19 protein-coding genes are annotated in these 21,365 nt (G+C 47.6%); 7 read left to right on the top strand and 12 right to left on the bottom strand.

The window, feature by feature from the left end; genetic code table 11:
- Nucleotides 1-15: 15 nt before the first annotated feature.
- The 3 genes from L6466_RS01355 to L6466_RS01345 all read left to right on the top strand — a co-directional run bounded on the left by L6466_RS01355 (nt 16) and on the right by L6466_RS01345 (nt 3,334).
- Nucleotides 16-855 carry an energy transducer TonB gene (locus L6466_RS01355; protein ID WP_091813708.1) on the top strand — a complete coding sequence of 280 codons (840 nt, stop codon included), beginning with the start codon at nt 16-18 and terminating at the stop codon, nt 853-855.
- Nucleotides 856-868: 13 nt separating this feature from the next.
- The gene (locus L6466_RS01350) at nt 869-1,825 is read left to right on the top strand and encodes a PstS family phosphate ABC transporter substrate-binding protein (RefSeq protein ID WP_237802297.1); all 957 of its coding nucleotides are present in this window, start codon (nt 869-871) and stop codon (nt 1,823-1,825) included.
- A 75-nt stretch (nt 1,826-1,900) separates the two neighbouring features.
- Complete coding sequence (locus L6466_RS01345; RefSeq protein WP_237802298.1) at nt 1,901-3,334, top strand: tetratricopeptide repeat protein; 1,434 nt, start codon at nt 1,901-1,903, stop codon at nt 3,332-3,334.
- Nucleotides 3,335-3,396: 62 nt separating this feature from the next.
- On the opposite strand, the gene porT is transcribed toward L6466_RS01345, so the two are convergent.
- Complete coding sequence (porT, locus tag L6466_RS01340) at nt 3,397-4,128, bottom strand: type IX secretion/gliding motility protein PorT/SprT (RefSeq protein ID WP_237802299.1); 732 nt, start codon at nt 4,126-4,128, stop codon at nt 3,397-3,399.
- 160 nt (nt 4,129-4,288) lie between these two features.
- Here porT and fdxA point away from each other — a divergent pair, with 160 nt between their 5' ends.
- Complete coding sequence (gene fdxA, locus L6466_RS01335; RefSeq protein WP_091813699.1) at nt 4,289-4,459, top strand: 4Fe-4S ferredoxin; 171 nt, start codon at nt 4,289-4,291, stop codon at nt 4,457-4,459.
- A 224-nt stretch (nt 4,460-4,683) separates the two neighbouring features.
- Here the strand turns inward: fdxA and L6466_RS01330 are convergent, their stop codons facing one another.
- Together L6466_RS01330 and L6466_RS01325 are read right to left on the bottom strand one after the other, a co-directional pair.
- Nucleotides 4,684-5,520 (bottom strand): bifunctional metallophosphatase/5'-nucleotidase, encoded by an 837-nt coding sequence (locus tag L6466_RS01330; protein WP_091814212.1) that lies wholly within the window; start codon nt 5,518-5,520, stop codon nt 4,684-4,686.
- A 35-nt stretch (nt 5,521-5,555) separates the two neighbouring features.
- On the bottom strand, nt 5,556-6,317 hold the full coding sequence (locus L6466_RS01325; protein WP_091813696.1) for a 5'-nucleotidase C-terminal domain-containing protein: 762 nt from the start codon (nt 6,315-6,317) through the stop codon (nt 5,556-5,558).
- 237 nt (nt 6,318-6,554) lie between these two features.
- Here L6466_RS01325 and rplS point away from each other — a divergent pair, with 237 nt between their 5' ends.
- Nucleotides 6,555-6,926: a 50S ribosomal protein L19 gene (gene rplS, locus L6466_RS01320; RefSeq protein ID WP_091813693.1), complete on the top strand. Its 372-nt coding sequence runs from the start codon at nt 6,555-6,557 to the stop codon at nt 6,924-6,926.
- A 75-nt stretch (nt 6,927-7,001) separates the two neighbouring features.
- Here rplS and ispG read toward each other — a convergent pair whose 3' ends face one another.
- The 5 genes from ispG to L6466_RS01295 all read right to left on the bottom strand — a co-directional run bounded on the left by ispG (nt 7,002) and on the right by L6466_RS01295 (nt 11,737).
- Entirely contained in the window at nt 7,002-8,381 is a 1,380-nt protein-coding gene (gene ispG, locus L6466_RS01315; RefSeq protein ID WP_237802300.1) for a (E)-4-hydroxy-3-methylbut-2-enyl-diphosphate synthase, read from the bottom strand.
- A complete protein-coding gene (gene purE / locus L6466_RS01310) occupies nt 8,362-8,868 on the bottom strand; it encodes a 5-(carboxyamino)imidazole ribonucleotide mutase (protein ID WP_237802301.1) in 507 nt (168 codons plus the stop codon). The genes ispG and purE overlap by 20 nt, the downstream gene beginning before the upstream one ends.
- A gap of 20 nt (nt 8,869-8,888) precedes the next feature.
- Complete coding sequence (locus L6466_RS01305) at nt 8,889-9,512, bottom strand: phosphatase PAP2 family protein (protein ID WP_237802302.1); 624 nt, start codon at nt 9,510-9,512, stop codon at nt 8,889-8,891.
- A gap of 7 nt (nt 9,513-9,519) precedes the next feature.
- Nucleotides 9,520-11,013, bottom strand: a complete 1,494-nt coding sequence (gene rpoN / locus L6466_RS01300; protein ID WP_091854779.1) for an RNA polymerase factor sigma-54 — start codon at nt 11,011-11,013, stop codon at nt 9,520-9,522.
- Between the two features lie 73 nt (nt 11,014-11,086).
- Entirely contained in the window at nt 11,087-11,737 is a 651-nt protein-coding gene (locus L6466_RS01295) for a hypothetical protein (RefSeq protein WP_091854777.1), read from the bottom strand.
- A gap of 101 nt (nt 11,738-11,838) precedes the next feature.
- Here L6466_RS01295 and L6466_RS01290 point away from each other — a divergent pair, with 101 nt between their 5' ends.
- A complete protein-coding gene (locus tag L6466_RS01290; protein ID WP_176757042.1) occupies nt 11,839-13,125 on the top strand; it encodes a histidine-type phosphatase in 1,287 nt (428 codons plus the stop codon).
- A 2-nt stretch (nt 13,126-13,127) separates the two neighbouring features.
- Here L6466_RS01290 and L6466_RS01285 read toward each other — a convergent pair whose 3' ends face one another.
- The 4 genes from L6466_RS01285 to cysS all read right to left on the bottom strand — a co-directional run bounded on the left by L6466_RS01285 (nt 13,128) and on the right by cysS (nt 19,263).
- Nucleotides 13,128-13,544: a SufE family protein gene (locus L6466_RS01285; protein ID WP_091813673.1), complete on the bottom strand. Its 417-nt coding sequence runs from the start codon at nt 13,542-13,544 to the stop codon at nt 13,128-13,130.
- Nucleotides 13,534-14,787, bottom strand: coding sequence for a U32 family peptidase (locus tag L6466_RS01280; protein ID WP_091813671.1), 1,254 nt, complete (start codon nt 14,785-14,787; stop codon nt 13,534-13,536). The genes L6466_RS01285 and L6466_RS01280 overlap by 11 nt, the downstream gene beginning before the upstream one ends.
- A gap of 93 nt (nt 14,788-14,880) precedes the next feature.
- Complete coding sequence (locus L6466_RS01275; protein ID WP_237802303.1) at nt 14,881-17,748, bottom strand: M16 family metallopeptidase; 2,868 nt, start codon at nt 17,746-17,748, stop codon at nt 14,881-14,883.
- A gap of 24 nt (nt 17,749-17,772) precedes the next feature.
- Nucleotides 17,773-19,263 (bottom strand): cysteine--tRNA ligase, encoded by a 1,491-nt coding sequence (gene cysS / locus L6466_RS01270; protein ID WP_091813664.1) that lies wholly within the window; start codon nt 19,261-19,263, stop codon nt 17,773-17,775.
- A gap of 271 nt (nt 19,264-19,534) precedes the next feature.
- Between cysS and L6466_RS01265 the strand changes: the two genes are divergently transcribed.
- Nucleotides 19,535-21,322, top strand: a complete 1,788-nt coding sequence (locus L6466_RS01265; protein ID WP_237802304.1) for a hypothetical protein — start codon at nt 19,535-19,537, stop codon at nt 21,320-21,322.
- The last annotated feature ends 43 nt before the right edge of the window (nt 21,323-21,365 follow it).

Below are 21,365 nucleotides of genomic sequence, written 5' to 3'. Positions count from 1 at the left end.
TAAAACGAAAGAACTATGTCAAAGATAGATCTGTTAGACCAAAAATGGATTGACCTCGTATTCGAAGGTAAAAACGAGGCATATGGTGCTTATACTATTCGTCAGGACACCAGCAGACGTAACCTTTATGCCATGTTGGCATTGGTTGGCGGTCTTGCCTTTATCGTTATCGCATTCCTGGGTGTTAACGTAGCACAGAATGCTATCGCAGCTGCTCAGGCAGAGCACGAAACCGAAGTTGCTCTTGAGGCAATTGAGGAAGAGCTGGAGGAAGATAAGGACGATGAAGAGATCGTTTACGAACTTGAAGAATTGGAACAGCTCGTTGCTGAGGAGACTGTGATGAACTCTGAGAAGTTTACCGCCTATGAAATGGAAGACGATGCTCCCGAGCAGGTTACCAAGACACAGGATGAGGTTGCCCAGAGTGATGTTGCAATCGGTGCTATCGACTACGATCAGGGTAGCAACGAGGCTGAGCACGTTCTGAAGGTAAATGAGAAGGTTGTGGACGAGGTTCCACCAAAGGTAGAAGAAACAAAGGTCTTCGATGTTGTAGAACAGATGCCTCAGTTCAAAGGCGGTGATGCTGCCCTGATGGCTTACCTGAACAGCCACATCAAGTACCCCGTTATTGCTGAGGAGAACGGTATTCAGGGCCGTGTTGTTACCACATTCGTGGTTGAGCGCGACGGTTCTATCACCGATGTCAAGATTATCAAATCTGTTGACCCCTCACTCGACAAGGAAGCCGTTCGCGTTGTGAAGTCAATGCCGAAGTGGAATCCTGGTAAGCAGAACGGTTCTGCCGTACGTGTGAAGTTCACACTCCCTGTAACCTTCCGTTTGCAGTAAGCACATTTTTAACATGAAACGAACTCAATTCAACAATTTGATTATTGGATTGGCACTCTCAATAGGCTTGTTCCCCTCTTGTGGGGACAAGCCTTCTGATAATGCATACAAGGAGCAAGCCCGCTACTTTGCTGCCGATGAAAGTCTGAGTCCCGTCATTGACGAGGAACTGGACATCTTCAATATGAAGAATAAACGTGACTCTATCTACCCACTCTATATCAATGAGCAGGAGGCAATAGAGAAACTGATGAACCGTGAGATTCTGCTCGTCTTTACAACCAGAGCGCTCACCCCCAAAGAAGAAAATTTCCTCAAAGAACAACAATATAAGCCACGCTGCATACCCTTGGCCTATGATGCATTGGCACTCATTGTAAACAAGGCCAATCCGGACTCATTAATGACAGTGGAGAATTTCCGCAAGATTATGGCCGGAGAGATTACTACATGGAAAGAACTGAACCCCGACTCTAAACTAGGCAAGATAAAAGTCGCTTTCGATAATCCAAAGTCAGGCACCCTGCGTTTCGTTGTCGACTCTATCATGAAAGACAAGAAGGTAAAGACAGACGGTAACGTAAAAGCAGTCATGACCAGTGCTGAAGTGGTAGAGTATGTGGAGAACCACGAGAATGCCATTGGTGTGGTGGGCAGCATCTGGCTGAACGACCAACGTGACACCACCAATCTGATTTATAACCGCACCATTAAGGTGATGCGCGTCAGTAAGGCTGCAGAGGCTACGCGGGCTAATAGTTATACACCAGACCAGTACAACATCGCCTACGCCTATTACCCCTTCATCCGCACGCTCTATGCCATCTGCATTGACCCACGCTCAACAGGTGTGCCTCGTGCTTTTTCAAACTTCTGCTGGCTGCCTAACCCTGGTCAGCTCATCTTCTTCAACGCAGGACTGTTCCCTGCCCGTGCCGACTACTCCGTACGTGACGTCGTTATAGACTGATTAAACCAACATGGAAAAGAAACATCAAATAAACAACAGAAGTATAACACTATAATGAGAATGATTATGAAAACTATGAAATATTTTATGATGGGTGCCCTGCTGTTTGGATGCAGCCTTGGCACAATGGCCCAGGACGGCACACCTGCCGATGTGGAGGCCGCAAGAAACTTAGTGAAGAACAAGCCTGCCGACTATGAGAAACAGATGAAGAACTTCATCAAGGCTAACAAGAAGAATGCCGACAATCTCGTAGCCATTGGTCGTGCTCTCTTTGAGGAGGGTGACACGGCTCAGGCTGCAGTATTTGCCAATCAGGCACTGAGCATTAAGAAATACAGTTTCGCTCCTGCTTACATCCTGCTGGGCGACATCGCTTCAAAGATGGATAATGGTGGTGCTGCTGCATCAAACTACGAGCAGGCTATCTTTGCCAATCCCAAGGATCCAGAGCCCTACCGCAAGTATGCTATCGTGTATAGCCGCATCTCTCCGGAGGGTGCTACCCAGAAACTTGAAGAGCTTCGCAACGAGCGTCCTGACTACCCCGTAGATGCCCTGATTGGTAATATCAACTACAACGTACAGCGTTATAGCACCGCCATCGAGGCTTATAGCAAGGTGCCCCTCGACAAGATGGAGCGTATCGACTACATCAACTATGCGCGTGCCCTGCAGCTCGGCAGAAAGTTCGAGGAGTCACAGCGTGTTGTAGAAGCTGGTCTGGCTAAAGAGCCCCTGAACGGTACACTGAACCGTTTTGCCCTGATGAATAATAACGATATGAAGAAGTTCCCCGAAGCCATCAAATACGCTGAGGTGCTGTTCACCAAAGTTGACAAGGATAGCGTCAAACTGAAGGATATCGACTACCAGAACTATGGTAATGCACTCGCAGGCAACAACCAGTTCGAGGAGGCTATTGCCAAGTTCAACGAGGCACTGGCACTGCCCGCTGAAGACAACACACTTCACGCCGACCTTTATAAGAGCATCTCTGATGCCTATAAGGGCATGAAGGACTATCCCAAGGCTATTGACAGCTACAAGCAGTTCCTGGAGGCTAACGCCAATGCTGATGCTACCGACTGGGCTGGACTGGGTATTCTCCAGAACGCCTACGCACGTACCCTCGAGGGTGAAGCAAAGGTAGAAGCCCTGAAGACAGCCGATCAGACCTACGCTTCACTTACAGAGAAATTTGCTGATGCCGAGGAGTATGCACTGTGGCAGCGTGGACGTATCAACGCCCAGATTGACGGTGACCTCTCAAAGGGTCTTGCAAAGCCCTATTTCGAACGCCTGGCAGAGCTCATCAACGCACACGAGACCATCGACGACACCGACAAGGCCCGTCTCTTCGATGCCTACTCTTTCCTGATGCGTTACTACGTCAAGCAGAAGACTCACAAGATAGCCTACGACTATGCAAAGAAATTGCAGGAGTTACAGCCTGAGGATGCAGAAATCCGCAAGGTGGTAGAAGCCCTGGCTAAGGCTGCCAACTAATAAAGAAGAAGGTTAATACCAAAATAAATCCTCATACTCTGCATAGGGTATGAGGATTTATTTTATTCGAAGTATAATGTAAAGAGGAACATCTTCGTACGGCAATCGTTGATACTCGTAGCAAAAGGCCGCTTATTCACATCATCAAGGTCATTGACATGATTATTGCCCAGCGCATTTGTCAGGCCATAGCAAAACTTTATCTCGGGTATCAACTTAAAAAACCGGAGATAGAAATCACAACCCATGCCGACGTTAATCATGCTGTCGAAACGTTTCAGTCGTACATATTCCTGATCCTTTCCTGCAAGATTGATAATAGGACTCACTCCAGCCACCACATAAGGACGATAGTTATTGAATCGGGGGGCAGAGAACTTTAAGTCAACAGGTACGGCCATATAGGAACTCTTCAAATCCTGAGTGCTGTGAACAGGCAGTCCGGCATCATTCAGGTTATCAAAATCCAGGAATGTAAGACGACGTGAGCCAAAATGCATCGTAGGTGATACGCGAAGGTTAAAGTTATCGCTGAGACGCATATCCCCCACTACACCGACACTAAAGCCAGGGTTCCAATTATCCACATCGCAGGCAATCGTACGAGTCATGCCTTCCTCCAGAACCTGTGTTCCCACATTGGTAAATTCTGCGTCCATCAGATTCAGCCCCAGACTAATACCAAAATGGAGTGGTCGCAAGTCTATATAAGGCTTGTTCTGCACCTTGCGCATCTGTGCCGACGACACCAATGCTACAAGAACCATTACAACTGTTATGGTGAATCTTTTCATCTACTATGAATAATAACGGCAAATTACGCAGGATATTATATCGGAATCTATTTCGATAATGTATAAATTAGAAAAATAAATACCAAAAAGTTGGTAGGACAGAAAAAAGTTGTTACCTTTGCATCACAATAAATTATTAACAATTTAAATTTATATCATTATGGCATATGTAATTGGTGACGATTGTATCTCTTGCGGTACATGTCAGGGTGAGTGCCCCGTAGAGGCTATCTCAGAGGGTGCAGATAAGTATGTAATCGATGCTGATGCTTGCACAGAGTGTGGTACTTGCGCTAGCGTTTGTCCTTCAGAGGCTATCAGCTTGGGCTAATATCCTATTAGCTTCATAAACCCATAAGCGGGTGAGTCAAATTGTTGACTCACCCGCTTTTCTTTCAGCAGCATTGAGTTCAAAAATGTCAAGATGAAGCTCTGTTTTTGTAACCTCATTTAATATTACTTTAACCAATAACTCTATGAGAAAAATAAGCTGTAATCAGCAAATGGATGCGGGGCGAACTGTTTATTGGTGCAAGGTAGAAAACTGCATGGCTTCTACTTGTCTAACGTTATCTCTATCTTGCCCACATAGACCCCACTCTTTCCTTCATGGTCTACAGGCACCATGTGTCCAGACTTGTCCTTTACATAAGAGAGCCGTTCCATATAGGTATGTGTATGGCCACCCAGAACCAGATCTATACCAGAGGTATTCTGGATAACCTGGTTGTCTGTATAGTCAGAGATTTCCCAACCTAAGTGAGACAGACAGATGACAACGTCACATTTCTTTTTATTCCGCAAGAAAGGAACCATCTTTTCCGTTACTTCTATAGGATCCAGGAAACGGAGAGGTTCGTAGTTTTTGGGAGAGACAAGTCCCTTCATCTCAGGACAGAGGGCAAAGACGCCAATCTTCACACCCTTACGCTTCAGAACCAGGTAAGGCTTCACGATATCTTTCAGTTCTGTGTCACCGAAATCATAGTTTGAGCAGACAACAGGAAAATTAGCCATCTTGAAAAGACGCGCCATATTATCCAGGCCGAAGTCAAACTCATGGTTGCCGATGGTCACAGCATCATAGTGCATCTGATTCATCAGCCCCACTTCCACATCACCTTTAAACATCGTATAATAGCTGGAGCCTTGCGAGAAGTCGCCACAATCAAAGAGCAGCAAATCTGGATTCTGTAGGCGCTCCTGCTGAAGCATCGAGATACGACGCACAAAACCGCCACGACCCGCTATCCGCTTATCTTCCAGATTACTCTTTAGAGGCAGAATACACGAATGTGTGTCACTGGTATGAAGCACGGTAATCTTCTTAGGTTCTTTCGCACCGGCAACCGTAGCCAGCATCAACACTATAATAATCAATACATTTTTCATATACTTCATTGCAGTAGCATGTTTCATATTCCACTTCATCTTACCACGATACGCCCCTCAACCTTAGCATCTACCGTTTCTCCCTTCATCAGCATCTCATGAAAGTAGTCGCGGATTATAAAACGGGCATTATTCTTCTTGTCCTTAGGAGTATTCAGATTAAAGCCACTTGCAAGAGCCGGCATACCATCATTACCCTGTATCAGATAATCAATGGTAGCTATACGATAGTCGGCCTGGGGATCTATCTCCTTGCCATGCAGGCGAGCCGACACGAGTTCACCTTCACGGGTAATCACCAATTGTACACCCCTGCTCACACCTTCGCCACCACGTTTCGCTATCTGAGAAAACAGTTCCATCACCTTCTCACCCGTCAAGGTCAGAAAGCAGATCTTATTCTCAAAAGGAGCCACATCCAGCACATCACCATAGGTCACTTCACCCTTGGTCAGAGCAGCGCGAATACCGCCCATGTTATACACAGAGAAATCTGGTGTCTCCTGATAGTATTTCGCCATATAGACAAAGATATCAGGAAGCAGGTTTGACAGATTACCCTCCGGACGATTAGCCGCCATATCACAAGCCGCTATTCCTACTACAGGTCCCATCACAGAATCCACCTGATGCTTATAAGGAGCCAGGAAAGCAACTGCAGTCTCGTCGGGATGAGCATCATAAACGGTATCGACCAGAATCCTTGTAAGGCTCACGCCAGTCACCTGATAATGGGATGCACAAGCCGAGAACAACATGGTTGTTACTATAACAAAAAAAAGTAGAAACTTTCTCATACTTAGATTTATTTGGTGCAAAATTATGAAAAATCCTTCATTCTCTGCGACTTACGCGCCCACTTTTATCCTAAAAAAAGTTAATTAAAGTCACAATTATCAATTATCAACTATCAGTTATCAATTAATTATCGTACCTTTGCACCCGCTTTCCGCGTAATCGCTGGCAGGAAGATAGGAGAGTTGCCTGTTATGTTGCGTAGGAACGATACAACAAATTTAATTATCAAAAGAAAAATGGATTTAATTAAAGTTGCTGAAGAAGCATTTGCAACCGGCAAGCAGCATCCCACCTTCAAGGCTGGTGATACTGTTACTGTCGCTTACAAAATTATCGAGGGTACCAAGGAGCGTATTCAGCTCTATCGTGGCGTAGTGATCAAGATCGTAGGTCATGGTGAGAAGAAGCGTTTCACTGTTCGCAAAATGTCTGGCACCGTAGGTGTTGAGCGTATCTTCCCCATTGAGTCGCCCAATATCGACAGCATTGAAGTGAACAAGGTTGGTAAGGTTCGCCGCGCTAAGCTGTACTACCTGCGCAAACTCACTGGTAAGGCAGCCCGCATCAAGGAGAAGCGTTCGGCTATCATCGCTAACAACGAGGATTAAGAATCACCTTCAACAAAAGAATAAAGCACCGCTATTCCACAAAGGGACAGCGGTGCTTTTTTATGCTTGAGCGTCTCATTTCCTATCATTCTGGATAAGCGACAACAGGTGGTCAACAGCCTCCTCTTCGGGGATATTCTTCTCAACACACTGTTTGCCTTTATACAGACTAATCTTTCCGCGACCAGCACCTACATAACCATAGTCGGCATCAGCCATCTCACCAGGACCATTGACGATACATCCCATGATACCAATTTTCAGACCTACCAGATGACTGGTAGCCGCCTTTATCTTCGCTATCGTCTCCTGCAGGTTGTAGAGTGTGCGTCCGCAACCAGGACATGAGATATACTCCGTCTTAGTGAACTTGATGCGAGCAGCCTGGAGGATAGCATCAGCAAGACTAACCAGACGTGCAGGACTTGTATAACCGGCAGGACTGGTAATTACCAGTTTAGTGGCTTTTCTATCAATGAGCAGGGCACCCACAGCCATCGCAGCCTTCAGTTGCAAGGTTTCCCAATCGGGAGCATCCACATCGAGCGTTATCGTATCATTCTTGATACTGGCCTCAGCCTCCGCACGCAAGCGGGTACATTCCGGAATCAGTTCCACCAGTTTGCGAGCCACAGGAATCTCACACTCAGGTTCCTCTGATAGCGACACGCGGATAGTGTCACCAATACCCTCCGTGAGCAGAGCACCGATACCCAATGCCGACTTAACACGCCCGTCCTCGCCTTCACCAGCTTCAGTCACTCCCAAGTGCAAGGGATAATGCATCTCCTCCGCATCCATCGTCTTCACCAGGAGACGTACCGTTGTTACCATCACCACCGTATTGGAAGCCTTGATACTGATAACCACATCATTGAAGTTCTCGCGACGGAAGATACGGAGGAACTCCATACAACTCTCAACGATACCCTCGGGCGTGTCGCCATAGCGGCTCATGATACGGTCAGACAGGGAACCGTGGTTCACACCAATACGTACAGCCGTATGATGCTCCTTACATATATTAATAAAAGGTACGAGCTTAGCATCGATCTTCTTCAGCTCCTCAGCATACTCCTCATCGGTATATTCCAGATGCTTAAAGGTACGTCCTGGGTCCACATAGTTACCAGGATTGATACGTACCTTCTCGCAATACTGTGCAGCCACATCAGCCGTATGTGCTGTAAAGTGGACGTCAGCCACGAGGGGAGTATCATAACCATCAGCCTTCAGACGTGCTGAGATATTCTTCATATTCTCAGCCTCACGAATACCCTGAGTGGTAAAACGCACCAGTTCGCCACCAGCATCAATGATACGCTTCGCCTGGGCCACACTACCCTCGGTATCATTCGTATCCGTGGTTGCCATTGACTGGACACGGATGGGGTTGTCGCCACCAATGGCAACTTTACCCACGTGGGTCACACTACTAATTCGTCTTGTACTCATATTTCACCTCAGCCAATTCCTTGTTAGCCTTCTCAATCTTAGTCTTCAGACCACTCTTATAGTCACTCAGACGCTGCGCCAAAGCCTCATCACTCAAAGCCAGCATCTCAACAGCAAGGATGGCAGCATTCTGTGCTCCATCCACGCCCACGGTAGCTACAGGGATGCCTGGGGGCATCTGGATGATAGAAAGCATGGCATCAAGACCATCGAGCATACCCTTGATAGGCACACCAATTACAGGCAGTGTAGTACTGGCAGCAATCACCCCAGGCAAGGCTGCTGCCATACCAGCACCAGCAATAATCACCTTCAGGCCGCGGTCCTTTGCCGTACGGGCAAACTCTTCCACAGCATCAGGCGTACGATGAGCCGAGAGGGCATTCACTTCAAACGGTACCTGCATCTCATCAAGCAGCTTGCAGGCTTTTTCCATAACGGGCAGATCACTGGTACTGCCCATGATAATACTGACAATAGGTTTCATATAATGATATTTTTCAATACTTACAAAAAGATAATACCGAGGGTGGCGCAAACGAAACCGACACCAAAACCGCCTACGACCTGCGACAGACTATGCTGACGCAGAATCATACGCGCAGACCCCAGCACACCAGCCACGGCAAAAACCAGGCAAAACCACCATACGGGATTGAAACCAAAGATGTCGGCAAAGACAAACAAGGCTCCAGCCACGCCACCGATAGCAGCTGTATGGGTTGATATCTTCCACCATATATTAATAAAGGCACACATCACCTGAACGACCAGCGCGCCAATAACAATACTCGACACGAAATGATAGATGTGCAGCGACTCCAACACATACAGGCACATCAGATAACACACGATACTCAACACATAAGGTATGATACGCCGACGCTTATGGCCCAGTTCCATGCGTGTCCAACCCTGCACCCGTCGATACAGATGTATCAGAAACGTAGGCAATAAAATGGTAAAGAAATAGACCAGTGTCAAAACCATCAGCCGATACTCCCATGGAAGCAGGTTCATGTAGCTGAACAGGAACATGATGACAAGACCCACAAGAGGCAAATAGAACGGGGTGAATATCAAACTGACGACCCTGGCGGTATAGATAATACTTTTCTCTCTGCTTATCATGATTATTTCACTTTCTCAACCTTGCAATAGGTATTCCCAACTGCTCACGATATTTTGCCACCGTACGACGGGCTATGGGATAACCTTTCTCCTTTAATGCCTCACTCAGAGCATCATCGCTCATGGGTTTCCGCTTATCCTCTGCGTCAATAAGCTCACGCAACGTAGCTTTTATCTCGCGAGTAGACAACTCTTCCCCACTCTCTGTGACATAACCGTCACTAAAGAAATATTTCAGGGGGAAGATACCCCATCGTGTCTGTACGTATTTGGAATTTGACACACGCGATACCGTGCTCAGATCCAACCCGGTTCGCTCGGCCACATCCTTCAGTATCATTGGACGCAGCAAGGCTTCGTCACCTTCCTCAAAGAAACGGTGTTGCAATTGAATAATAGCCTTCATGGTCAGGGTCAACGTGCGACGACGAACCTGTACTGCATCAATAAAACTCTGAGCTGCATCAACCTTCTGTTTGGTATAAAGGAGAGCTTCCTTCATCTGACGACTCAGGCCATCCTTGTTAGACTGATACTCCTTGAGCAGGTCAGCAAACGATTGTGACACTTGCAACTGGGGCACATCCCCATTATTCAGTGAGAAGGTCACAGTGCCATCATCCTGAGTGTCAACCACAAAATCGGGCGTTATCTGCTGCATGGAGCGTCCTATCGTCTCGCCCATGGCCGCACCAGGCTTCGGATTCAGTCTTCGTAATTCATGGAATACTGTCTCTGCCTGCAGCTCATCCATCGTCATCTGCTGGGCAATCTTTTCCCAGTGCTTCTTGGTAAACTCATCAAAATAGTCGGTCAGCACCTTCTCCATCGACAGAGTTATCGCAGATTTCTCCCTGCGGTTTACTTGTAGCAACAGACATTCCTGTAATGTACGCGCACCAATACCTGGCGGATCCAAACGCTGTAACTTCTTCAGCACAGTTTCCAACTGCCCTGTCGACAAGTCAATGTTATGATAGATAGCCAGTTCATCGGCTATATTCTCAAGAGGCGTACGGAGGAAACCGTCATCATCCAGGGAACGGATAAGGTATTCCATCACATAACGTTCCTGATCAGAGAGTTCCATTTCACCCACCTGTTCCAGCAACTCATCATAGAAAGATACCGACTGTCCATAGACCATCTCCTCGCGCTCTTCCACCGATGACTGTCCTCCATGATAGACAGGCAGGTCTTCATCGTCGCGTCCAATATTCTCCAAGGCGGCATCAAGAGCATCACTGCGCTCCTCACGCTCACGCTGGACATCAAAGTCGTCAGTTGCCTCAGGACTGTCCGGATAGTCAGGATATTCCTGTAAATCGGGATTCTCCGAATCACTCTCCAGTGCAGGATTATCGTGCATCTCAGTCTCTATGCGCTCAGCAAACTGCTGGATAGGCAATTCGATAAGATGCGACTGTAACAACTGCTGCTGCGATACGGCCTGCTGCAACCGTTGTTCCTGTTTCTGTTCCTGTATCTGACTTTGTGCCACCTTAAACCTTAATTCTTCGCTCGGCTTCGCCGCTTGGCTCCGCCAAGAACTCTTAACTCTTAATTCTTAACTCTTAACTCCTAAAGTACTCTTTCAACTCCTCCGCATAAGCTGCCAGCACATGCGGTTCCATATTACCATAACGCTGCCATATCTGCTGACACGGAAGCAACAGGGCAGAATCGACAGATGCCTCACGATTCAGATATGGATCACATGTCTGGAAGACATCGAGTACCATCACGATATCAGATGATTTCAGCTTCAGCAGTTTGGCCAACTCCTGTACTTCCGGTGTCTCCTCAACCATTGTGATTGTAGACAGGCAAAAATAAAGATCAAGTATCAGGATGAGCATTACAGGCGTAAAACGTTCATCCTCTGCTAACGGACGGAAATCCTTCTCGAAGGTCTCCTGCACCTCTACACCCTGGAAGAAGTCGCCGGCAGAGCCAAAGCCCTTCATCTCGCGCAACAGTTTCACAGCACGTGCCAGTTTCCGGGGATTATCCGCATAAGTACGCCATATACGCTCTATACGAGGTGTCTCAAGCGTAGCTATCTGTTGCATACGCGAGCGTAATATCTGCGGAGCGATGTGCAACTCCACGCTCAAATCAATCATCTCACGACTATACAGTGGCTTCACACCAACAGGCTTGTGCAGATAAATCTGCATCAGCATCAGCCAATAGTCATCTTGCCAAACAGTACTCTTTGCCATGTCCTCATATATTTTGTCGCAAAATTACAAAAAAATCTGAAATATCGCTCTTCTATCAGAATCTTTTTGTAACTTTGGCGCACGATTTTGACATGAATTCTATGAAACGTATTATTTCTATACTATGGATAGCCTGTCTGAGCATGATGATGACAGCGCAGACACCTAAGCAGGATATCAAAAACGACTTCAGGTTTTCAGGTGGTTCCTTTCTGAACTATCCTGGGCCAAAACAGCATAAACTGACACCAGCACCAAAGGGCAAGAAACCTTTCTACATCAGCCACTATGGTCGCCACGGCTCGCGCAACATCACCAAGCCAGAGGTATTCCAGAACCTGCTGCAGATCATGGCGCAGGCAGAAGAGCAGAAAGCTCTGACGCCATTAGGTATCGACGTCATGAAGCGCATCATGATGATAGAAGCCGATGCCCATGAGCGTATGGGCGAACTGACAGCAATTGGTGCCCGGCAACATATGGATATCATGCGTCGCATGGTAGAGCGCTTTCCAGAGGTCTTTAATGGTAAGGTAACCATCACAGCCAGAAGCACCACATCCATACGCAGCATCCTGTCTATGTGTAACGCAATGGCACAACTGAAGGCGATGCGTCCTAACCTCGTCATCAACCAGGATGCCAGCCTGCGTGATATGCACCACTTGTTTCATATTGACACGGTACTTACGGCCAGGTCCCTGTCTGAGGAGAACAAGGCCTATTATGATGCCTTCTGCCAGAAATACCCTACGGCAGACAGACTTATCACATCCCTTTTCTCAGACACAGCTTTCATTAGCAAGCACGTCAACAAGGAGCGCATTGTAGGCAACCTGTTTCAACTGGCTTCTGACTTACAAGATACGGATATCAGCAACAAGCTGACACTCTACGACATATTTACAGAAGAAGAACTCTACCTGAACTGGAAGAAAAAGAACACAGAATGGTATCTTGGCTGGAGTTTCTGCCCTACCAACGGTGGAAAAATGCCATACTCCCAGCGTTTCCTGCTCAGCAATATCATAGAGCGTGCAGACAGCTGCATCCAATTAGCTCATCCTGGTGCCAACCTGCGTTATGGTCACGACACCGCCCTCCTGCCATTAATCTGTCTGCTGGGCGTCAATGGCTATGACCTTAACACAACCGATTTGGAACAGTTAGAACGGCGGGGGTGGGTTGACTACCATATGATTCCGATGGCCGGCAACCTGCAGATTGTATTCTATCGCAAGAACCCTGCCGACAAAGACGTGCTTATCAAGGTACTGCTCAACGAAAACGAGGCCACCCTGCCCTTGCAGACAGATGTAGCCCCGTATTACCATTGGAATGACTTCCGGAATTACTACTTACAACGCATCAACAATTACAAAGAGTGATCTTAACGCTGGGAGAAAGCCAGCGCATACATGCGTATCTGTTTCACCATGGCCAGCAGACCATTGCTGCGTGTTGGCGACAGATGTTCCTTCAAGCCAATCTGCTCAATAAAATAGAGGTCGGCATCCAGAATCTCCTGAGGTGTCGAATCATTGAGCACGCGGATAAGCAGTGCCACAATACCCTTCACGATAAGAGCATCACTCTCTGCCTGAAAATGAATTTTTCCGTCCTCATAGTCGGCCTGCAGCCATACTCGGCTCTGACAACCGTCAATCAGGTTGCTCTCCACTTTATATTTCTCATCAAGAGGCGCCTGTTCATTGCCCAGATCGATAAGTAACTGATACTTATCCATCCAGTCATCAAACCCCTGGAATTCCTCTATAACCTCGTCTTGTCGTTCGTTAATTGTCATTGTTCTTTATTATCTTAAATAGTTTATCGCTTGGGCGCACCTTCTCGGGCACCTTGATGCTGACACGTGTGCCCTGTTGGGCTGTCTGCACACTGCTGGTATCATCATGAATCTCATCAACGGTGACGTAAAGCGCTCCCGTCGTAGGACCAGTGATAAGCATTTTGTCACCCACGCTGAAGGTGCCAGCCTCTACAGCAAACTCAGCCACGCCCAGTTTTGAAAAATATTTCACGCCCTTGCCAATATACTTCTTGCGCTCCGTAGCATTAGAACCGTAGTTCGAGTTCCACTCACCCAGCGTCTGTCCCTGGTAGTAACCATCCCAGAAACCACGGTTGAAGACGGTTGCCAGACGCTCATCCCAGGCATCTTTCTTCTCCTCTGTGAAAGTGCCGTCGAGCACACTCTGGATAGCCTCCTTATAGCATTGCACCACAGTAAGCACATATTCAGGACCACGGGCACGGCCCTCTATCTTAAAGACACGCACGCCGCTCTTCATCATCTTATCGATGAAACGAACGGTTTTCAGGTCCTTAGGACTCATAATATACTTATTGTCTATCTCAAGTTCGGTACCGGTCTCCCTGTCTGTGACGATGTACGAGCGGCGACATATCTGCATACAGGCACCACGGTTAGCCGAACGCCCTGTATTGTCAAGACTCATATAGCACTTACCACTCACGGCCATGCACAACGCACCGTGACAGAACATCTCTATGCGTACCAGTTCACCACTGGGACCACAGATATGCTGCTCTTCTATCTGACGGTAGATTTCTGCCACCTGGTCCATACGAAGCTCGCGAGCCAGCACCACCACATCAGCAAACTGGGCATAGAACTTCAGGGCTTCCACATTAGAGATATTCAATTGTGTGCTAAGATGCACCTCCATCCCCTTCTGACGACAGTAGGTCATCACCGCGATATCGCAGGCAATGACGGCAGATATCTTTGCCTCAACGGCCGCATCCACGATCTGATGCATCGTCTCGATATCCTCACCATAGATAATCGTATTCACGGTGAGATAAGTCTTCACGCCAGCCTCATTACAAGTGGCAGCGATTTCACGTAAATCATCAATCGTAAAGTGGTTGGCAGAATGCGAGCGCATGTTCAACTGCTCCACGCCAAAATATACCGAATCAGCTCCAGCCTTCAGGGCTGCAGCCAAAGAATCGCGGCTCCCCACGGGCGCCATGATTTCAAAATCCTTTAATGTCTCATTCATTCTGCCTGCAAAGGTACGAATAAGTCAGCGAATAGCAAAAAGAAAGAATATCTTTCTTTGTATGGCAAGTCATTTCTTAACCTAGAATAATCCTTACCGATACACATCCTCTTTCCTCAGTTCCACCACTTTGCCATATCGGGCAAGAGCCTTCATATCAGTAAGTTTCCTGTCACCGATAACAATCCATATCCGGTTCTTATTTGAAGTGACATGCTTTTGATGGAACTGCATGATATCCTGTGACGTGACAGAAGGAATCCCACGGGCAATACCGGTATTGGGATCCGACACATACCCATCCCTTAGTTGGTTGGCCACATATTTGCCCAATGTACGGAAGGTGGGATAGTTATTCTGGATATCATTCAGCACACTCTGACGCGCCGCCTCAAGATTGTTCTCCTTCATGGGCAACTGACGCAGCAGGGAGTCAACGGTAGAGAGAGCCTCCAGCGTCTTGTCGGCCTGCGTGCCAGTAACAGTGACATAACCTTGAGACGCATCGGAATGCTGCGCAAGACTTGTAGTAAAAGCACTTCCTCCTGTAGCATAAGCCAACGAGCGGAACTCACGCACATTCTGGAAAAGCACAGACGACATGCCACCTCCGAAATACTCATCCCACAGCTTGAACTTCACGCGTTCTTCCTGTGTAGGCAACGCCCCGATGGCATCATAGCTGACAATATAGTTCTGGCGCGACTTTGGGACATGATAGAAATAGACCACAGGCTCGTCATACTGCAGGAAAGGACGGAAGGTGTCAGTCTGGGGTTTCGTGCACTGACTCAAGGGAAGCGCCTGTTGTGCCTGAGCAGCAACATACTCAATAGGCTGGCGTCCGCAGTAAAAGAGCTCACAGTCATACTGCTGCAACTCACGGAAAAGGGCCATCAGGTCATCGTTCTTCAGAGCCTTCACCTCTTTCCTGCTCAACTGCTTGAGGTAAGACGACCTTTCTCCGTAAGCGATACGATGTATTGCTGGTCGCAACACGTCGTCTTTCTGTTTACCAAAACTCTTACGGTCTATCCTATCCTCATCCTTCGCATCTTTGAGGGCCTTTTGATCTCCCTTTGCCGAACGCAGGAAATGAGCCAATAACCGCAGGGCAGGCACCAGTTGCTTATCAGGACCAGTAAGGTTGATACTGAAGGCCACATCGCCAGGCACCACCTCCATCGTGGCACCGATACGCTGCCAGGCCTGACCCAGCTGCTGTCTGTTCAAGGAATCTGTGCCCAACTGTGACAGACAGGAGCCCAACACGCTAAGCGCTGGGGTATGGAGTTCACCATCCTTATAACGTAAAGTGAATGTGAACACATCATTGACGGGGTTATCCTTGTAATATAGCGTCACATGATTATTGAGTGGCTTTATCTCGATATCCTGTCCGAAATCAACCGTGCGCACAGCCATATCCTTGACAGGTATCTGTTCCAACTGCAGGGCGAAAGCCGACTTCGCATCCAGGTTCTTCGGACTGACCGGCTTATAGCCTGGCTGTTTCAGAGTCTCCTTTTGGGGCGTACCGTATTTCTTGGACAATGTGATATAGTTGCCACCATAGTATTTCCTTGCCGCAGCCACCACATCAGCCTTCGTCAGTCGGCGTATGCCCTCTATCTTATCCAGCACATCCTGCCAGGAGCGTCCCTTTGAGAAAGTCATCACCATGCGCTGAGACCTGCTGCTGATGGTCTCCAGCTCCCGCTGTGCATCCATCAGCATCTGCTGTTTCAGGATTTCCACCTGCTCTTCACTGAAGTTACCGTCCATCACCTGCTGAACCTGTTCCAACACACGTCCCTCAGCCTTCTTCATCTTGCCAAAGAGATTGGGAATGACGATAATAGCCGAACCAGCCGCATCATCCAGTCCTGCGGTCATTGCCGCAGACACCAGCACCTTATGCTCATTGGTCAAGGAATCAAGAAGTCCTGCCTTGCCATTATATAACAGCATATTAGCCAAATCCAAGGCGTTGGCATCAGCCTCATATTCCGTGGGAGCCTTAAACACCAAAGCCTCAGCACCGATAAGCGGAATGGGCAGTTTTATCTGCTGACGGTCGCCCGCCTCAATCGCAGACATCGGACTCTTACGACGCTCTGGCACAGGACCTGTCTGTACGCGTCCGAAGGTCTTTTCCAGTAACGTCACCAACGCTGCGTCAGGTCTGACATCACCACAAAGAATCAGACACATATTCGAAGCCACATAATATTTTTTGAAGAATGCCGCCATATCCGACAGGCGTGGATTCTTCAGGTTCTCCGTAGAGCCCAGGACCGGATACGCATAGGGTTGTGTCTTAAACACAGCCTTGAAAATCTTATCCTGCACATCGCCCATGTCATCGGCGGCACGGTTTTTCTCTTCATACACATTCTCCAGTTCACCCTGAAAACCACGGAATACGGGTGTCATGAGACGTTCTGAGTTAAGCCAGCACCACTGTTCCATGAACTGAGGCAGGAACGAGTTATGATAATAGGTCAGGTCCTGACCAGTACCAGCATTCAGCGAACTGCCACCATATTTTGAAATCAAACGGCTGTACTCATTCGGAATGATATAGTCGGCCGCCTTGATACTCAGTTCATTAATATGTTTCTGAATACGTGTACGAATAGCCTCATCCTTCGTCTGACTGAGAAGATCGTATTGCGCGGAGATACTGTCAAGCCAAGGCTTCTCTGCAGCATAGTCGGTGGTGCCGATACGGTCGGTGCCCTTGAACATGATATGTTCGAAATAATGGGCAATACCCGTGTTGGGACAATCCTTGGCACCCGCCTTCACCACAACGGCACCAAAGACCTTTGGCTGAGAGTGATCCTCATTCAGCCAAACGGTCATGCCGTTACTCAGTTTCAGTTCCTTGACTTCCAGTTGTGCATAAGCAGCAACACTGGTTATAACAGTAACCAGAACAAATGCAACACGTCTCATAAGATATTCCTCCTTTCTTTTCTCCTACTTATTCAGTCGCCAGGTGGCACCGTCCTTGGTATCCTTTACCTCAAAGCCGGCAGCAGCAAGGGCGTCACGAATCTGGTCGGAAGTGGCCCAGTCTTTATTGGCCTTAGCCTTGGCACGCAGGTCGAGCACCATGTCAACCACCTTTCCGAAGGCCTCCTCACGACTATCATTTGAGCCACTCTTCTCAGCCTTCAAGCCCAGGATATCCTCAGTAAAGAGATGCATCGTCTCCTTGAGTTCCTTCAGGCAGTCAGCACAGATGGTAGCCTTGTGGTCAATCAGTTTATTGATAACGGTGCAAGCCTCAAACAGGTTACTGATTACCTGAGGTGTGGCAAGGTCGTCATTCATCGCATCATAGCACTTCTGGCGCAAAGCCTTGACAACCTTCTCCGTCTCGGCATCACACTTGTCGCTCACCTGTACGCGCTCCAGGTCGCTGATAGCATTCATCAGTTTCTCCAATCCCTTCTCGGCAGCAACAAGAGCCTCGTTTGAGAAGTCCACCGTGCCACGATAATGGGCAGAGAGCACGAAGAAACGGATGGTCATGGGCGAGTAGGCTTTTTCCAACAACGGATGATTACCAGTGAAGAACTGCTCCAAGGTAATGAAGTTGTTGTACGACTTACCCATCTTCTGGCCATTAATCGTCAGCATATTGTTGTGCATCCAGTATTTCACAGCGGGATGTCCCATAGAGGCCTGTGCCTGGGCAATCTCACACTCGTGATGAGGGAAGATCAGATCCATGCCACCACCGTGGATATCAAACTCCTCGCCCAGATACTTCCTGCCCATAGCCGTGCACTCACAGTGCCAGCCGGGGAAACCATCGCTCCAAGGTGAAGGCCAGCGCATGATATGCTCGGGCTGTGCTTTCTTCCACAGGGCAAAGTCAGCCTGGTTGCGCTTCTCGCCTACGCCAGCCAGCTCACGACTCTCGTCCTTGATATTCTCCAGTGAGCGACCAGAGAGGATGCCATACTTGAACTTCTTGTTATAAGCCTCAATATCGAAATAGATGGAGCCATTGCTCTCGTAGGCAAATCCATTATCCAGGATCTGCTGTACCAACTCCTGCTGCTCAATGATATGACCAGTAGCATGAGGTTCAATAGAGGGACGCAGCACATTCAGCGCATCCATATACTGATGATAGCGGTTGGTGTAGTACTGGGCAATCTCCATAGGCTCCAACTGTTCCAGACGAGCCTTCTTGGCAATCTTGTCCTCGCCCTCGTCAGCATCGTGCTCCAAGTGACCTACATCGGTGATATTTCTCACATATCTCACCTTGTATCCCAGGTGCTTCAGATAACGGAACACCAGGTCAAATGTGATAGCAGGACGGGCATGTCCCAGATGGGGATCACCATAAACAGTAGGACCACAGACATACATACCCACATTGGGAGCATGAAGTGGTTCGAAACGTTCCTTCTGACGCGTCAGCGTATTGTAGATTACCAATTTTGATTCCATTTTGCTTTCTCCTATTTTATAATGGGCACAAAGGTACAAAAAAAATCTCTCACCCTTGTCAATGGAATCCTTATTTTTAATAAATGCGTCATATTTTTTATCCTTTTTCATAGAAAAAAAGACAATTTACATCTAAAATCAAACATTTTTTACGTCAAAAAGAAAAATAATCCGCGTAATATTTGGTACTTTCATTAAAATTATTTAAATTTGCAAAATAATCCAAAGAATCAACTATCCTGATTTCACAAATAATTAAAAACTTAAGAATATGGAACTAAAAAAGATGCAGATTAAGATGCTATCATGCTGCTTCTTAGCAGGCGGCTTGACGTTGGCAGGATGTTCTACCGACGACAGCATTGACGTAGGCGAAGTAGACACCACTATCGGTGTGAAGCTCAACAATTTCACCGTTCCCCTTGGCCAGGCAGAAAAGATTACCCTTGGTGACGTGCTTGACTTGAAGGATGACGATTGTATCAGCACCACAGCCAATGGCGACTATGAGTTCTTCAAGCAGGGCGATGCCGCTGATCCCGCCCATCCACAGGTTGACATCATCAATGTGTCAGAGAAGACATCTAAGGACGAGGATCCTTTTATCGGTCCTTCTGAGAAACCTGCCGGTTTTGACCTCTTACCTGTAGGAACAACATTGACTGGCACAGCCGGCAGCATCTCTAAGGAACTTAAGACGTTTAACTATAGTGCAGCCAAGCCCGACGACGTTTTAGACCTGACAACTGCGGAGGTTGAGGGAGAAGCAACTATTATCGTTAACTTCAATACCCATCTTCAGGGATTCATTGACAAGTTTACCTCGTTCGACATTGAGTTCCCTGCTTATATGACACTAGAGGAACCTACCCAAGGTACATTGGTTGGCAACAAACTGAAATTTGGCGAAGTTGCCACAAACTCGACCATCTACTCCAAGGTAAAGCTTAAGAGTCTGAAATTCCAGGAGATTGACGCAGCCAACAAGCTTGTCATCCAAAATGGAAACATCACGATGCTTGGTGATGTCAAGGTAGACGTGACATACCCAGACCTGGTAAAGAAGAACAGCTCAAGCGACATTACCAAGATGCAGATCAACGGTATCACATCTATTACTACCGTGAAGATTACCAGCGCCACGGGTAAGTTCGACCCCAAAATCGACTTAGACGATATTGGCGACATTAAGATTAACAGTAAGGATGTGCCTGACTTCCTGGACGATCCACAGGTCAACATCACACTTACCGACCCACAGATTACACTGAACATCAATAGCGACGTGGACCTCGATGCTATTGTCGACGGTACGCTCACCTCTACTTTCAACAACGGAACCACCAGCGAGGTTAAGATTAGCAATATCGAGATCCCACGCAAGAAGAACTCCAAGATTCTGATTTGCCGTCAGCCCAAGAATGAGCCTTATCAAGACTATACGAAGGTGTACGTCGTAGAAAACCTGTCAGACCTAATGACAAAGATTCCTGAGAAGGTGACGTTTAAGGCTAATGCCCGTGTAGACAAGACCAAGGCCGGCACCATCAAACTGGGAACTCCTTACACCATCTCTACCAGCTATAGCTTCAAGGCTCCGTTGTCTCTGGAAGCAGGTTCTACAATTGTTTATGATGACAAGACAGATGGTTTCTACGAGGACATTGACGAGAACGATATTGACCTGCGTGGAGAAGCAGAACTGGTTATTACCGGTAAGGTAACCAACAACAGTCCGCTGGAGTTGACCCTTGCCCCCACAGCTATTGACGTCAACGGCAATACCCTGAAAGGTATCAAGCTGGTTTCTGCCAATACCATCAAGTCTAACCTGACCGACAAGACACCAAGCGACCTGAAGATCACATTGACAAAGGACGCTAATGTCAACCTGAAGGATGTGAAGTTCGACGGCATCAAGTTCAAGGCTACGGCTGTCTCCAAGGATGCTACCACGCTCAACAAGGACAACCACTACATCAATATCAACGACTTGAAGATCAGCGTCAACAGTGAGATCTCTATCGATGCTGACAAGAAGAAAGACGACAAGAAATAAGTCTTGACATATTAGTGAAAGCGAAAAGAATTTATTCACCATA

The organism is Prevotella communis, from assembly GCF_022024175.1.
GTDB lineage: Bacteria > Bacteroidota > Bacteroidia > Bacteroidales > Bacteroidaceae > Prevotella > Prevotella communis.
The sequence above is the reverse complement of the archived record's forward strand: the minus strand, read 5'-3'. Positions and strand labels throughout refer to the sequence as shown.

Coding starts and splice junctions, on each gene's coding strand:
- L6466_RS01280 (WP_091813671.1), bottom strand. CDS start 14,787: ATGAATGAGACATTAAAGGATTTTGAAATCATGGCGCCCGTGGGGAGC.
- ispG (WP_237802300.1), bottom strand. CDS start 8,381: ATGAGTACAAGACGAATTAGTAGTGTGACCCACGTGGGTAAAGTTGCC.
- L6466_RS01265 (WP_237802304.1), top strand. CDS start 19,535: ATGGAACTAAAAAAGATGCAGATTAAGATGCTATCATGCTGCTTCTTA.
- rplS (WP_091813693.1), top strand. CDS start 6,555: ATGGATTTAATTAAAGTTGCTGAAGAAGCATTTGCAACCGGCAAGCAG.
- fdxA (WP_091813699.1), top strand. CDS start 4,289: ATGGCATATGTAATTGGTGACGATTGTATCTCTTGCGGTACATGTCAG.
- L6466_RS01285 (WP_091813673.1), bottom strand. CDS start 13,544: ATGACAATTAACGAACGACAAGACGAGGTTATAGAGGAATTCCAGGGG.
- L6466_RS01275 (WP_237802303.1), bottom strand. CDS start 17,748: ATGAGACGTGTTGCATTTGTTCTGGTTACTGTTATAACCAGTGTTGCT.
- purE (WP_237802301.1), bottom strand. CDS start 8,868: ATGAAACCTATTGTCAGTATTATCATGGGCAGTACCAGTGATCTGCCC.
- L6466_RS01330 (WP_091814212.1), bottom strand. CDS start 5,520: ATGAAAAATGTATTGATTATTATAGTGTTGATGCTGGCTACGGTTGCC.
- cysS (WP_091813664.1), bottom strand. CDS start 19,263: ATGGAATCAAAATTGGTAATCTACAATACGCTGACGCGTCAGAAGGAA.
- L6466_RS01355 (WP_091813708.1), top strand. CDS start 16: ATGTCAAAGATAGATCTGTTAGACCAAAAATGGATTGACCTCGTATTC.
- L6466_RS01325 (WP_091813696.1), bottom strand. CDS start 6,317: ATGAGAAAGTTTCTACTTTTTTTTGTTATAGTAACAACCATGTTGTTC.
- L6466_RS01295 (WP_091854777.1), bottom strand. CDS start 11,737: ATGGCAAAGAGTACTGTTTGGCAAGATGACTATTGGCTGATGCTGATG.
- L6466_RS01305 (WP_237802302.1), bottom strand. CDS start 9,512: ATGATAAGCAGAGAGAAAAGTATTATCTATACCGCCAGGGTCGTCAGT.
- porT (WP_237802299.1), bottom strand. CDS start 4,128: ATGAAAAGATTCACCATAACAGTTGTAATGGTTCTTGTAGCATTGGTG.
- L6466_RS01350 (WP_237802297.1), top strand. CDS start 869: ATGAAACGAACTCAATTCAACAATTTGATTATTGGATTGGCACTCTCA.
- L6466_RS01345 (WP_237802298.1), top strand. CDS start 1,901: ATGAAATATTTTATGATGGGTGCCCTGCTGTTTGGATGCAGCCTTGGC.
- L6466_RS01290 (WP_176757042.1), top strand. CDS start 11,839: ATGAAACGTATTATTTCTATACTATGGATAGCCTGTCTGAGCATGATG.